At 73.5% G+C, this 13,927-nt stretch carries 12 protein-coding genes; 6 read left to right on the top strand and 6 right to left on the bottom strand.

The annotated features are described in order from the left end of the window. Positions 1-53 precede the first annotated feature (53 nt). On the top strand, positions 54-1,079 hold the full coding sequence (locus OO48_RS05865; protein ID WP_033213279.1) for a TAXI family TRAP transporter solute-binding subunit: 1,026 nt from the start codon (positions 54-56) through the stop codon (positions 1,077-1,079). Between the two features lie 3 nt (positions 1,080-1,082). Here OO48_RS05865 and OO48_RS05860 read toward each other — a convergent pair whose 3' ends face one another. Together OO48_RS05860 and OO48_RS05855 are read right to left on the bottom strand one after the other, a co-directional pair. Further along, a complete protein-coding gene (locus tag OO48_RS05860) occupies positions 1,083-2,510 on the bottom strand; it encodes a sensor histidine kinase (RefSeq protein WP_033213278.1) in 1,428 nt (475 codons plus the stop codon). Between the two features lie 6 nt (positions 2,511-2,516). Continuing rightward, a complete protein-coding gene (locus OO48_RS05855) occupies positions 2,517-3,260 on the bottom strand; it encodes a response regulator transcription factor (protein ID WP_033213277.1) in 744 nt (247 codons plus the stop codon). 408 nt (positions 3,261-3,668) lie between these two features. Here OO48_RS05855 and OO48_RS05850 point away from each other — a divergent pair, with 408 nt between their 5' ends. The 5 genes from OO48_RS05850 (at position 3,669) to OO48_RS05830 (ending at position 8,742) form a co-directional block, all read left to right on the top strand. After that, positions 3,669-4,451, top strand: coding sequence for an amino acid ABC transporter ATP-binding protein (locus OO48_RS05850; protein WP_033213276.1), 783 nt, complete (start codon positions 3,669-3,671; stop codon positions 4,449-4,451). Between the two features lie 76 nt (positions 4,452-4,527). Further along, positions 4,528-5,445 carry a glutamate ABC transporter substrate-binding protein gene (locus OO48_RS05845; protein ID WP_033213330.1) on the top strand — a complete coding sequence of 306 codons (918 nt, stop codon included), beginning with the start codon at positions 4,528-4,530 and terminating at the stop codon, positions 5,443-5,445. 41 nt (positions 5,446-5,486) lie between these two features. Continuing rightward, complete coding sequence (locus tag OO48_RS05840; protein ID WP_033213275.1) at positions 5,487-6,137, top strand: amino acid ABC transporter permease; 651 nt, start codon at positions 5,487-5,489, stop codon at positions 6,135-6,137. Then, the gene (locus OO48_RS05835) at positions 6,134-6,961 is read left to right on the top strand and encodes an amino acid ABC transporter permease (RefSeq protein ID WP_033213274.1); all 828 of its coding nucleotides are present in this window, start codon (positions 6,134-6,136) and stop codon (positions 6,959-6,961) included. The genes OO48_RS05840 and OO48_RS05835 overlap by 4 nt, the downstream gene beginning before the upstream one ends. A 107-nt stretch (positions 6,962-7,068) precedes the next feature. Then, on the top strand, positions 7,069-8,742 hold the full coding sequence (locus tag OO48_RS05830; RefSeq protein WP_051731778.1) for an FAD-dependent monooxygenase: 1,674 nt from the start codon (positions 7,069-7,071) through the stop codon (positions 8,740-8,742). A 47-nt stretch (positions 8,743-8,789) separates the two neighbouring features. On the opposite strand, the gene rny is transcribed toward OO48_RS05830, so the two are convergent. From rny to OO48_RS05810, 4 genes are all read right to left on the bottom strand, one after another. Next, complete coding sequence (rny, locus tag OO48_RS35965) at positions 8,790-10,193, bottom strand: ribonuclease Y (RefSeq protein WP_033213273.1); 1,404 nt, start codon at positions 10,191-10,193, stop codon at positions 8,790-8,792. Positions 10,194-10,376: 183 nt separating this feature from the next. Beyond that, the gene (locus tag OO48_RS34275) at positions 10,377-11,093 is read right to left on the bottom strand and encodes a regulatory protein RecX (protein ID WP_051731777.1); all 717 of its coding nucleotides are present in this window, start codon (positions 11,091-11,093) and stop codon (positions 10,377-10,379) included. Positions 11,094-11,262: 169 nt separating this feature from the next. After that, the gene (recA, locus tag OO48_RS05815; protein ID WP_033213272.1) at positions 11,263-12,375 is read right to left on the bottom strand and encodes a recombinase RecA; all 1,113 of its coding nucleotides are present in this window, start codon (positions 12,373-12,375) and stop codon (positions 11,263-11,265) included. A gap of 172 nt (positions 12,376-12,547) precedes the next feature. After that, positions 12,548-13,909, bottom strand: a complete 1,362-nt coding sequence (locus OO48_RS05810; RefSeq protein WP_033213271.1) for an AI-2E family transporter — start codon at positions 13,907-13,909, stop codon at positions 12,548-12,550. Positions 13,910-13,927: the final 18 nt, after the last annotated feature.

Raw genomic sequence — 13,927 nt, 5'->3', positions numbered from 1 at the left:
GGGCACCGGACGGGGCCTCCCGCCGGACGGTGGGGGCTGGCAGTATCCACGGCATGGCTGCTGCGAACCTCCCCTCCCGTCCGGGTGCCGCGCTGCGCCGGCTGCTGCGCAACCGGCTGCTGCGGGTCTGCGCGGCGCTGCTGCTGGTGGCCGCGGGCGCGGGCGGCTGGTGGGCCTCCTCGGCCTCCTCGGCGTCGGGCCCGCGCGGCCGGGTGGCGTTCGCGACGGGCGTGGTCGGCGGGGTGTACGACCGGTACGGGGTGCTGCTGCGGCAGTACCTGGGCGCGCACATGCCCGGGCTGGAGGTGCAGTTGGACAACTCCGTGGGCTCGCTGGACAACCTGGAGCGGGTGGTGGCGGGCCAGGACGACTTCGCCGTCGCCACGGCGGACGCGGTGGCGACGTTCGGCAGCCCGCAGAAGCCGCAGCTGCGGGCGATCGCCCGGCTGTACGACGACTACATGCAGTTGGTGGTGCCGGCCGACTCGCCGGTGCACTCGGTGGCGGACCTGCGCGGGCTGCGGGTCGGGGTCGGGCAGGCGAAGTCGGGGGTGAACCTGGTGACCCGGCGGCTGCTGGAGGCGGCCGGCCTGAACCCGGACCGGGACGTGCGGTCGGCGCAGGTCGGCGTCGTCCAGGCCGCGGAGGGCCTGCGGGACAAGGAGCTGGACGCGTTCTTCTGGTCGGGCGGCCTGCCGACGGCCGCGCTGTCCGACCTGTCGGAGCGCACGCCGATCCGGATCGTGCCGATGGGCGACCTGTCCGACCCGCTGCACCAGCTGGCGGGCCCGGGGATGGACGCGTACCGGGCGGCGACCATCCCGGCGGACGCCTACCCGGACGTGCAGCCGGAGCGGGTGGCGGTGCCGACGGTGGCGGTGCCGAACCTGCTGGTGACCCGGGCGGACGTGGACCCGGTGCTGGTGGAGGCGCTGACCCGGGCGGTGATCGACAGCCGGGACGACATCGGCGGGCAGGTGCACGCCGCGCAGCTGGTCGACCTGCGCACCGCGGTGTACACCGATCCGCTGCCGCTGCACGTCGGCGCCGAGCGCTACTACCTGTCGGTCAAGCCCTGAGCCTCACCGGCGGCGCCGGGGCACCACCAGCCGGACGGTGAGCCCGTGCGGCTCGGCGGGCTCGAACTCCAGCGCGCCGCCGCCGGCCAGCAGCAGGGTCCGGGCGATGGACAGGCCCAGGCCGGAACCGTCGATGTTCTGGTGCCGGGAGGAGCGCCAGAACCGGTCGCCGACCCGGGTGAGCTCCTCCTCGGTGAGGCCGGGCCCGGCGTCGGTGACGGTGGCGGTGACCTCGTCCTTGCCGATCAGCAGGCCGACCTCGACGGTGCTGCCGGCCGGGGTGAACTTCAGCGCGTTGTCCAGGACGGCGTCCAGCGCGCTGCCGAAGCCGATCGGGTCGGCCCAGGCGTGCGCCATCGGCGGCCCGTCCCGGTGCAGGAGGACGCCGCGCCGCTCCGCCAGCGGCCGCCAGGCGTCGACCCGGGTGCGGACGAGTTCGGCCAGGTCGACCGGTTCGGGCTCGGGCCGGGAGCCCTCGGCGGTGGCCAGGCCGAGCAGGTCGTCCAGCACCCGGGCCAGCCTGGCGCCCTCCTCGCGGACGGCGGCGATCTCCTCCTCGTGGCCCTCGGGCAGCTCCAGGCCGATCAGCTCGACCCGCAGCAGCAGCGCGGCGAGCGGGTTGCGCAGCTGGTGGGAGGCGTCGGCGACGAACGCCCGCTGCTGGTCGATGGCGAGCACCACGTGGTCCGCCATGTCGTTGAACGAGCGGGCCAGGCGGCGCAGTTCGGGCGGTCCGCCGCTGGGGGCGACCCGGGCGCCGAGCCGTCCGGTGGCGATGTCGTGGGTGGCCCGGTCCAGGGTGCGGACGGGGCGCAGCACCCAGCCGGTGAGCCGGACGGCGAGCAGGATGGCGACGATCATGGCGAGCGCCTCGCCGCCGGCCAGCACCATCCAGCGGTGCAGGATGCGCGAGCGCAGGCCGCCGGTGGGCGATTCGGTGAGCACCACGGCGACCACGTCGCCGTCGCGGACCACCGGCAGGGCGACGGCGAGGGTGCGGTCGGGGGTCCACGGCCAGACCTGCGGCGGGTTGTGGCTGCGGCGGCCGGCCAGCGACTCCTGGTAGGCCTGCCGGCCGGGGCCGGCGGCGGGGGGCCGCCAGCCGTCGGGGGCGGCGGCGACGGCGCTGCCGTCGCGCTGGAAGACGCCGATCCGGACGCCGTACAGCTCGTGGTAGCGCTGGGCCTCGCTGGCGAGGGCGTGCAGCCGGCCGTTGTCGCCGGGGCCGGGCTGCGGGTCGCCCTTGACGGCGGTGGCGCTGGGACGGCCCTGGGTGGGCAGGTCCTGGGCGAAGCGGGCGGCGTCGTCGATCCGGTCGACGACCACCTTGGACTGCTCGGAGGCGGCGATCAGGTAGGCCAGGGGCACCCCGAGCGCGGCCAGCACGCAGGCCATCAGGGCGATCAGGATGCCGAGCAGGCGGTTGCGCACGGACGGTCAGCGCCCCGCCGGGCCGTCGCCGGGGGCGGCGCCGGGCGCGCTCTCCGGCTGGTCGGGGGCCAGCCGGTAGCCGACGCCGCGGACGGCCTCGACCAGGCCGGGCAGGCCGAGCTTGGTGCGCAGCGAGCCGATGTGCACCTCCAGGGTGCGGCCGTTGCCCTCCCAGCCGGAGCGCCAGACCTCGCTGAAGATCTGCTCCCGCCGGTAGACCACGCCGGGGCTCTGGGCGAGCAGCGCCAGCAGGTCGAACTCCTTGCGGGTGAGCGGGACGTCCCGGCCCCGGACGCTGACCCGGCGGCGCTCGCGGTCGATCTCGATGCCGCGGGAGGCGAGCGGCCCGGTCGGTTCGGGGCCGTTCTCCTCGGTGGGCCTGGGGGTGCCGCGGCGGGCCACCGCGTGGATCCGGGCCAGCAGCTCGCCCATGTCGTAGGGCTTGACCACGTAGTCGTCGGCGCCGAGGTTGAGGCCGTGGATGCGGGAGCGGATGTCGGCCCGCGCGGTCACCATGATCACCGGTACGCCGCTGCCGGCCCGGATCCGGCTGCACACCTCGAAGCCGTCCCGGTCGGGCAGTCCGAGGTCGAGCAGCACCACCCGGTACGGGTCGCTGCCGTCCGGGACGAGCGCGTCCAGCGCCTCGTGGCCGCTGCGGGCGTGCCGGACCTGGAAGCCGTGCCGGCTCAGCACCGCGACCAGGGCGGCGGCCACGCGGTCGTCGTCCTCGACCAGGAGCAGGCGCATCGGGTCCCCTTTCCTTCGGCGGTGTTCGTTCTGGAGTCGTCCGGTCCCGGTTCGGGCGCGCCCGGGCTCCGGGCGCCACGGCCCGTGCCGCGGTCGTCGTGGCCCGGTCCGCACGGGAACCGGCCCATCCTGGCATCCATGCCCATCCGGCGCCCCCCGGTCAACCGGGTCGCCCGGTCCGTTACCCAGCCGGTATCCGCTACCTCCCGACTACCGGGCGTAGCCGAACCGTGATCCTCAAGTTCAGCTCAGATCGGCTGACGGGGAGACGTGTACCTGTCTAAAGTCGCCCCGTCCGGGGGCCACGGGCTCCGCCGGCCCCGGCTCCCGGACATCAGACGGACCATCACCGACTCCGCGGCCCCTGCGAGTTGGCCCGGGTCCCAAGGACGAGGGAGCGGAGCCGCGATGACCGAGAACAGCGCCGAGCCGCAGCGGGCGGAGGACGGCCGGACCGCCCCGCTGGTGTCGCTGCGCGGGGTGAACAAGCACTTCGGCGCGCTGCACGTGCTGCAGGACATCGACCTGGAGATCGCGCACGGCGAGGTCGTGGTGCTGATCGGCCCGTCCGGTTCCGGCAAGTCCACGCTCTGCCGCACCATCAACCGGCTGGAGACCATCGACTCCGGCACGATCGAGGTGGACGGCCGCCCGCTGCCCGCCGAGGGCCGCGAGCTGGCCCGGCTGCGCGCCCAGGTCGGCATGGTGTTCCAGTCCTTCAACCTGTTCGCGCACAAGACGGTGCTCCAGAACGTGGTGCTGGCCCAGGTGAAGGTCGGCCGGGTGCCGAAGGCCGAGGCCGAGAAGACCGCCCGCGAGCTGCTGGAGCGGGTCGGCGTCGGCGCCCAGGCGGACAAGTTCCCCGCCCAGCTGTCCGGCGGCCAGCAGCAGCGGGTGGCCATCGCCCGCGCGCTGGCGATGAACCCCAAGGTGATGCTGTTCGACGAGCCCACCTCGGCCCTCGACCCGGAGATGGTCAACGAGGTGCTGGAGGTGATGCGCTCGCTCGCCGCCAAGGGCATGACCATGGTCGTGGTGACCCACGAGATGGGCTTCGCGCGCTCGGCGGCCAACCGCGTCCTGTTCATGGCGGACGGCCGGATCGTCGAGCAGAACACCCCCGAGGCGTTCTTCACCGCGCCGCGCAGCGACCGCGCGAAGGACTTCCTCTCGAAGATCCTGCACCACTGAGCCCCACCGTGATCTAGCGTCAGTTCGAATTTGCCCGGAGCCAGCGATGGCCCCTACCAAGGAGAAGAACGACCGCATGAAGGCCCGTCGTACCGTAGCCGCCGCCCTGTCCGTGCTCGCCCTGACGGCGGTCGCCGCCTGCGGCAAGGACGGATCGCCCAACACGGACACCGCCAAGAGCGGTTCGGCCGCCCCGCAGCTGCCGACCTACCAGGTCAACGCCGACGCCAAGCTCGACGGCTCGCCGGTGTGGACCGAGGCCAAGAAGAACGGCAAGCTGCGCATCGGCGCCAAGTCCGACCAGCCGTTCCTCGGCTTCGAGGACGTGCAGACCGGCAAGCGCAACGGCTTCGACATCGAGATCGCCAAGATGATCGCCGCCGACCTCGGCTTCTCCGCCGACCAGATCGAGTTCAAGACGATCAACTCCAGCGCCCGCGAGACCTCGCTCTCCGGCGGCCAGGTCGACTACTACGTCGGCACCTACTCGATCAACGACAACCGCAAGAAGACGATCGACTTCGCCGGCCCGTACTACATCGCCGGCCAGTCGCTGCTGGTGAACAAGGACAACTCCGAGATCACCGGCCCCGAGAGCACCAAGGGCAAGTCGGTCTGCACCGTCACCGGCTCGACCTCGGTCACCAACATCAAGACCTACGGTGCCAACGTCACCGAGTTCGAGAGCTACTCGCTCTGCGTGGAGAAGCTGCTCACCAAGGAGGTCGACGCCGTCACCACCGACGACGCGATCCTCAAGGGCTACGCCGCGAAGAACCAGGGCAAGCTCAAGGTCGTCGGCAACACCTTCTCCCAGGAGAAGTACGGCGTCGGCCTGAAGAAGGGCGACGCGGTGCTGCAGCAGGCGATCACCGACGCCCTCAAGAAGCACGAGCAGAACGGCGACTGGAAGAAGGCGTACGACGCCACCCTGGGCCTGTCCGGCGCCGACGCCCCCTCCATCCCCGACCTGACCGAGAAGGCGGCCGGCTGACACCCGGCTGACACCGATACCGAGAAAGGAGGGCCGCCGGCATGGGCATACCGTTCGAGGACGGCAACTTCTCGCTGTTCGTCCGCGGGTTCCTGGGAACGCTGGAACTCAGCGCGCTCAGTGCCCTGTTCGCCCTGTTGCTGGGCATCGTGCTGGCGGCCTTCCGCGTCTCGCCGGTCCCGGTGCTGCGGACGTTCGGCACCGCCTGGGTGACGATCTTCCGCAACACCCCGCTGACCCTGATGTTCTTCGCGGTGACCTTCGTGCTGCCGCGACTGGACCTGCACATCAGCAGCTTCACCGCCGCCGTGGCGGCGCTCAGCATCTACACCGGCAGCTTCGTCTGCGAGGTGCTGCGCTCCGGCATCAACACCGTGCCGCTCGGCCAGGCCGAGGCCGCCCGCTCACTGGGCATGGGCTTCGGCCAGACCCTCGGCCTGGTGGTGCTGCCGCAGGCCGCCCGCGCGGTGATCGCGCCGATGGGCTCGGTGTTCATCGCCCTGCCCCGCAACTCGGCCGTGGCCGGCGCCTTCAACGTGTTCGAACTCTTCAGCGTCCAGAAGACCCTGACCGAGAAGGGCTACGCCATCTTCGCTCTCTTCTTCTGGCTGGCCCTGGCCTACCTGGTGATCAGCTTCTCGATCGGTGCGGTCTTCTCCGCCCTGGAGCGGCGCGCGGCGGTGGCCCGATGAGCGCCCGCTCCGCCTCCGTCCTGTACGACGTCCCGGGCCCGCGGGCCCGGCTGCGCTACCGGCTGGCCGGCGTGCTCGGCGCGCTCGGCATCGCCGGGCTGCTCTGGTGGGTCGTCACCACGCTGACCGACCAGGGCCAGTTCGACGGCTGGCTGTGGGACCCGTTCCAGTACACCGCCGTCCAGCAGCGGATCCTCGACGGCGTGCTGGCCACCCTGAAGGCCTTCGGCCTGGCCGCGGTCGGCTCGCTGGTCCTCGGGGCCCTGCTCGCCGCCGGCCGGCTCTCCGACCACCGCCCGGTGCGCGCGGCGTCCACCGCGGTGGTCCAGTTCTTCCGGGCCATGCCGCTGGTCATCATGATCTTCGCGCTGTACCAGGCGGTGTTCACCGCCGAGCCGATGTGGGGCCTGGTCATCGGCCTGGTCCTGTACAACGGCGCCGTGCAGGCCGAGATCATCCGCTCCGGCATCAACGCCGTCCCGCGCGGCCAGGGCGAGGCCGCGTACGCCCTGGGCCTGCGCAAGACCCAGGTGATGAGCCTGGTGCTCGTCCCGCAGGCGGTCCGGTCGATGCTGCCCGCGATCATCGGCCAGCTGGTGGTCACGCTCAAGGACACCTCGCTCGGCTACATCATCACGTACCCCGAGCTGCTGTACGCGGGCAAGCTGATCGCCTCCAACTCCGACGGCTACCCGTACATCCCGGTCGTCCTGGTGATCACCCCGATCTACATCGCAATGTGCCTCGCGCTCAGCGGCCTGGCCCGCTGGCTGGAGTCGCGCGGCCGTCGCGGCGCGAACCGTCGCGTCGCAGCCGCTGCTTGACGGACACCCAGGTGATCTGTTGCATTGCTCTTCGTGACACCACCTGGGACCTCCCACCCGGCATATGACGCACCGGCGGCCGCCGCCGCCCGCCCGAAGGCCCCGGCATGGACGCGGTGATCATCGTCGGGGCCGGGCCGGTCGGCCTCGCCCTGGCGCTCGCCCTGGCCCGCAACGAAGTCCCCAGCACCGTCCTGGACGAGGGCACCGGCGTCAGCGCCGAGAGCCCCCGCACCGTGGTGCTCGGCGGCGACACCGCCGCCTTCCTGGCCCGGATCGGCTACACCAGGGTCGTCTCCGACGCGGCCCGCTGGGACGCCTTCACCGTCTGGCGCCGCCGCGCCGAGGTGCTGCGCCTGCCGCTGGACGGCGAACCCGTCCTGCACCTGGCCCAGCACCGCCTGCAGCGCGGTCTGCGCGACGCCGTCGCCGCGACGCCGCTGATCCGCCTGCTGCCGCGGCACAAGGTGGTCGAACTCACCCAGGACCGCGACGGGGTGACGGTCCGCACCACCTCCGCCGGGCAGGACGCCTGGTGGCACGGCAGCCACCTGGTCGGCTGCGACGGCGCCCGCTCCACCGTCCGCAGACTGCTCAAGGTCCGCTTCCCCGGCCGCCCCGCCGTCGACCGGCACGCCGTCGCCACCGTCCGGGTCGACCTGCCCTTCCCCGGCGAGGCCCGGCTGCACCGCGAACCCCCGTGGCGCGGCGACCGCGAGGCCTCCGCCCGCCCGCTGCCCGACGGCCTGTGGCGGCTCGACTGGCGGCTGCCCCCCGGCCGCCCCCAGCCCACCGAACCGGTCGACCCGCACGCCACCTGGCCCGGCATCGTCACCGGCGACACCCTGCTCACCCGGGTCACCTCCGCGCTCACCGGCTGGTGCGGCGAACTCCCGCCCCACCAGCTGCTCGCCGCCGCCGACCACACCTACCAGCAGCGCCTGGCCGCCCGCTTCCGCACCGGCCGCTGCTTCCTGGCCGGCGACGCCGCCCACCTGCACGGCGCGCTCGGCATGCAGAACCTCGCCGACGGCCTGCGCGACGCCGACAACCTCGCCTGGCGGCTCGCCCTCGCCTGGCACCTGCCGCCCGGCGTCGACCGCGCCGACCGCGCGCTGCTCGACGGCTACGAGGCCGAACGCCGCGGCGCGGTCGGCGCCCGGCTGCGCGCCGTCGACCAGAGCATGCCGCTGCTGCGGCCGCTGCGCGGCTGGGCCGCGACCCGGCGCTCGCTGCTGTCCGGCCCCTTCCGCAAGCACGCCCCGCTGCTCGCCGACGGCCAGCTCGGCACCGGCCGCTTCGGCGGCGCCCCCGCCTACCCGGCCGCGCCCTCCGGCATCGCCCCGCGCGTCCCCGAGCAGCGCGGCTCCGGCCGCGGCACCTCACTCACCGAGCAGCTCTCGGCGACCACCCCCGGCGTCCTGGTCCCGGACCTCCAGGTGGTCACCGCCGACGGCACCGCCGACACCCTCCGGGCCCGCCTCGGCGGCCCCTTCCTGCTGGTCCTGGTCGCGCCCGGCACCACCGTCTGGTCCGCCGAGCACTGGCTCGGCGCCGGTCTGATGCCCCGCCTCGCCGAGCTCGCCGCCGCCCTCCCCGTCCCCACCGAGGTCCTGGTCACCGACGCCTACCCCGGCGCCACCCCGCACACCGTCCTCCTGGTCCGCCCCGACGGCCACCTGCTCGGCACCACCCCGGGCCTCCACCCCGAGGCCCTGCACGCCCTCGCCGCCCCCCTCGTCCCCAAGCCCGGCCTGGAGCAGCAGGACGCGAAGGGCTGACCCGGACGCGCGGACCGGGGCGCGCGGGCGGCGCGCCCTGCGCCCCGCTACCGGGCGACCTCCGTCGCCCGCGACTCCCGCACCACCGTGATCCGGATCTGCCCCGGGTACGTCAGCTCCTCCCGCACCTGCCGGGCGACCTCGCGGGCGATCTCCTGGGCCCGCAGGTCGTCGACCGCCTCGGGCTGCACCATGACCCGGACCTCCCGGCCGGCCTGCATCGCGTAGACCTTGGTGACGCCCTCGTGCGCCCGGGCGATCTCCTCCAGCCGCTCCAGCCGGCGCACGTACGCCTCCACCGACTCCTTGCGCGCGCCCGGCCGCCCGGCCGAGCACGCGTCGGCGGCCTGGGTGAGCACGGCCTCCACGGTCTTCGCCTCGATCTCGCCGTGGTGGGCCGCTATCGCGTGCACGACCTCCTCCGCCTCGCCGTGCCGCCGGGCGAACTCCGCGCCGATCGCGGCGTGGCTGCCCGGCACCCGGTGGCTGAGCGCCTTGCCGATGTCGTGCAGCAGCGCGGCCCGCCGCACCGGCTCGGGGTCGACGCCGAGTTCCGCGGCCATCATCCCGGCCAGGTGCGCGGACTCCACCAGGTGCCCGAGCACGTTCTGCCCGTACGAGGTGCGGTAGCGCAACGTCCCGAGGGTGCGGACCAGTTCGGGCGACATCTCGCCGCCCGTGCCGATCCCGACGGTCAGCAGCGCGTCCTCGCCGGCCCGGACGCACAGCCGCTCGACCTCGGCCCGGCTGCGCTCGTGCGCCTCCTCGATCCGCGCGGGGTGGATGCGCCCGTCGACCAGCAGCGCCTCCAGGGTGAGCCGGGCGCTCTCCCGCCGGACGGGGTCGAAGCAGGAGAGCTGCACCAGCCCGGGGGTGTCGTCGACGATCAGGTTGACGCCGGTGACGGCCTCGAAGGCGCGGATGTTGCGGCCCTCGCGGCCGATCACCCGGCCCTTCATGTCCTCGCTGGGCAGCCGCAGGGTGGTGAGCACGGTGTCCGCGGTGTGCTCGGCGGCCAGGCGCTGGATCGAGGCGGCGATGATCTCCCGGGCCCGGCCCTCGCCCTCGGTGACCGCCCGCCGTTCGATCTCCCGGACGGTCAGCGCGGCCTCCCGGCGGGCCTCCGACTCGGCGGCCCGGACGATCTCCTCGCGGGCCTGCGCGGCGGTCAGCCCGGCGGTGCGCTCCAGCAGCAGGCGGTTCTCCGCGGCCTGGTCGGCGAGTTCGCCGCGCACCCGCTCGGAATCGGCGGTGCGGGCGGCGAGTTCGTCCTCGTGCAGGTGCAGGCGGTGCAGCTCGGAGGTCAACCGCTCCTCGCGGCGGTCGAGTTCGGCCCGGCGTTGGCGGAGCATCAGGAACCCGCCGGCCAGCACCAGGACCAGGGCCCCGATCAGCACCCCGGCCGCCAGCAGCAGGGAGGAATCCGTTTCGGTGCCCTGAGCGATGCCCATCCGGCCACTCCCCGTCCTGCTCACGCTGCCGCTGAGGCGACCTCCGCGATCGTCCTGCCACTGAGTGTGAGGCTAGGCCGAGGTTACGAAACGGTCAAGATGCGATCGAGAATTGGCCCCGGCGATCTGATCTCCAGTCATCAAATCCCACCGCCGCTCGATTCCGGCAGCAGGGGCCGGCACTCAGTCCGTCCCCTCCTCCGGCCAGTCCTCCTCCTCGGCCCCCTCCGCGTCCAGCGCCTCCCGCACCACCCGGAACGCCAGGCCCTCGGCGTAGCCGCGCCGGGCCAGCACCCCGACCAGCCGCCTGGTCCGCACGCCCCGCTCCAACCCGGCGGTGGAGCGCAACTTGCGCGCCACCAGCGCCCGGGCGGCCTCGGTCTCGTCCTCGGCGTCCACCTGCAGCAGGGCCCGCTCGGCGGTCTCCCCGGTGACGCCCTTGGTGCGCAACTCCTGGGCCAGCGCCCGCCGGGACAGCCCGCGCACCGCGTGCCGGGACTCCACCCAGGCCTCGGCGAAGGCCGCGTCGTCGATCAGGCCGACCTCCTCCAGCCGGTCCAGCACCTGCTCGACGGTCTCGTCCGGGATCTCCTTGCGGCGCAGCGCGTCGGCCAGCTGCTTGCGGGACTTGGCGGCCCCGGTGAGCAGCCGCAGGCAGATGTCCCGGGCGCGCTCCGCCGGATCGCCCTCCGGCACGGCGGCCCGCCCGCGCCGCGACTCCCGCGGCTCCCGCGCCTCGGCCCGCCCCGTCTGCTCGGCCCGCTCCGCCCGCTCGGCCTTCGCCCGCGGACGCTCCGCCACCGCCGGTGCCGTCTCGGGCAGCTCCCCCAGCGCGCTGCGCCGCCGCCGGCGGCCGCCGGGGAGCTCGGACGCCCGCACCAGCCCGGGCAGTTCATCCACCGGGGGCTCCCCCGCCGCTCCCGCCACCGGCTCCGACGGCTCCCCCGCTGCCGCGAACCAGTCCGGCGGGCCGTACTCGTTCTCGCTCCCGTTCCCGGGAACGCCCGCACCGGGCCCGTCCTCGGACGGGCCCGGTGCCGGGTGGTGGGTCTGGTGCGGTGTCAACGGATCAGCTCTTGGCGGCGGCCGCCGTCTTCTTGGCCGCGGCCTTGGCGGGGGCCGCGGCGGCCGGGATCTCCACGGCGGGGGCGGGGGCGGCGACACCCTCGGCCTCGGCCTCGGCGGGCTTCGGGCCGATGCCCAGCTTGCCCTTGATCTTGGCCTCGATCTCGTCGGCCAGCTGCGGGTTGTCCTTCAGGAAGTTGCGGGCGTTCTCCTTGCCCTGGCCGAGCTGGTCGCCCTCGTAGGTGTACCAGGCGCCGGACTTCCGGATGAAGCCGTGCTCGACGCCCATGTCGATCAGGCCGCCCTCGCGGCTGATGCCGACGCCGTAGAGGATGTCGAACTCGGCCTGCTTGAACGGCGCGGCGACCTTGTTCTTGACCACCTTGACGCGGGTGCGGTTGCCGACCGCCTCGGTGCCGTCCTTCAGGGTCTCGATGCGCCGGATGTCGAGGCGGACCGAGGCGTAGAACTTGAGCGCGCGGCCACCGGTGGTGGTCTCCGGCGAACCGAACATCACGCCGATCTTCTCGCGCAGCTGGTTGATGAAGATCGCGGTGGTGTTCGACTGGTTCAGCGCACCGGCGATCTTCCGCAGCGCCTGGCTCATCAGGCGGGCCTGGAGGCCGACGTGCGAGTCGCCCATCTCGCCCTCGATCTCGGCGCGCGGCACCAGCGCGGCCACCGAGTCGATGATCACCAGGTCGATCGCGCCGGAGCGGATCAGCATGTCGGTGATCTCCAGCGCCTGCTCGCCGGTGTCCGGCTGGCTGACCAGCAGCTTGTCGGTGTCCACCCCGAGCTTCTTGGCGTACTCGGGGTCGAGCGCGTGCTCGGCGTCGACGAAGGCGACGGTGCCGCCGGCCTTCTGGGCGTTGGCGGCCAGGTGCAGGGTCAGGGTGGTCTTGCCGGAGGACTCCGGGCCGTAGATCTCGATGACGCGGCCGCGCGGGATGCCACCCACGCCGAGCGCCACGTCGAGGGCGGTGGACCCGGTGGAGATCACCTCGATCTGCTCGTTCGCCTTCTCGCCGAGGCGCATCACCGAGCCCTTGCCGAACTGCCGCTCGATCTGGGCGAGCGCGGCCTCCAGGGCCTTCTCGCGATCCGTTCCTGCCATGGCTTCCACCCTCGGGTTCTGTCCTGTGCGCTTCATCGTCACCGACGCTAGCGCGTCCCACCGACAATCGGCTCCGGACGGGCTCGGCCTGTGGAAAACTCCGCGCCGAAGAGTACAAAGAACACACGTTCGATTCCAGTCTCGCACCTCGGCCGCCCCACCCCGCCGCCGCTCACTCGCCGGGCGGATCCCCCCGCCGCTCCCCGTCCGGGCGCTCCCCGCCCGCACCGCTGCCCGTGCCCGCGCCCCCGGCCCCGTTCCCGTCCCCGCCCGTCCCGCCCGAGACCATCCGCCGCAGCCGGCGCACGGTGTGCCGCCGCCGTTCGCGGCGCTCCTCGCCGCGGTCGATCCGCGGGTCGTCCTCGACCTCGTAGCGGCGCACGTACGTCCCGACGAAGCCCTGCAGCGTCGCGGCGACCGGGATGGCGATCAGCGCGCCGACCGCGCCGAGCAGGGCGGCCCCGGCGATCACCGCGCCGAACGCGACGGCGGGGTGCACGTCCACGGTCTTCGCGGTGATCCTCGGGTGCAGCAGGTAGTTCTCGATCTGCTGGTAGACGGTGACGAAGACCAGCACCCACAGCGCGTCCACCGGCCGCACGGTCAGCCCGACCAGCACCGGCAGCGCGCCCGCCAGGTAGGTGCCGATGGTCGGCACGAACTGCGACATGACACCGACCCAGACGGCCAGCGCCGCCGCGTACGGCAGGCCGATGACCGCGAAGAACGCCCAGTGCGCGAGGGTGGAGATCAGTGCGAGCAGCGCCCGGGAGTACAGGTAGCCGCCGGTCTTGGCGAGCGCGATCTCCCAGGCCCGCAACACCTCGCCCTGCTTGGAGGGCGGCAGCAGCGAGCAGACGGTGCGCCGCACCCGGGGGCCCTCGGCGGTGAAGTAGAAGGTGAACAGGCCGACGGTGAAGGCCTGGAACAGCCCGCCGATGACGGTGCCGGTGACGCCCCAGACGTTGTCGGCGGCCTGCTGGGCGTACTTCTCGATGGTGCCGGAGTCCTTGAGCACCTGGTGCTGGAGCTGGTCGAGCGACAGCTCGGTGTGGAAGGTGTGGTTGATCCAGTTGATCAGGTCCTGGAGCAGTTGCGGCAGCTTGCCGGCGATCTGGGTGATCTGGTCGACCAGCAGGGTGCCGAGCGAGGCCAGGAAGCCGGCTGCGGCGAGGCCCAGGCCGATGAACACCAGGAAGGTGCCGAGCCCGCGGCGCACCCCCCGGGCGGCCATCCGGTCGACGGCCGGTTCCATCGCCAGCGACAGGAAGAACGACACCAGCAGCATCACGAACAGGTCGATCAGCTGGTGGAAGGCCCAGTCGGCGAGCTGGAACAGCCCGACGCCGAGCAGTGCCAGCAGGATCGCCCTGGGCAGCCAGCGGGGCATCGCGCCGCCGCCGGAGTCGGCCCGGCGCAGCGGCCGGGCGGCGGTCGGGTCGACCGTCCCGGCTGCGCCGGCGCCGACGGGGCGGTCCGTGGTGCCGGGCGGGGTGTCGGAGGTCGGGTCGGGGTTCTCTGCGCTGCTCGCCACCGGGACAGTCTCACCCAC

Origin of the sequence: Kitasatospora phosalacinea (genome assembly GCF_000716545.1) — a bacterium.
Classification (GTDB): Bacteria; Actinomycetota; Actinomycetes; order Streptomycetales; family Streptomycetaceae; genus Kitasatospora; species Kitasatospora phosalacinea.
The sequence above is the reverse complement of the archived record's forward strand: the minus strand, read 5'-3'. Positions and strand labels throughout refer to the sequence as shown.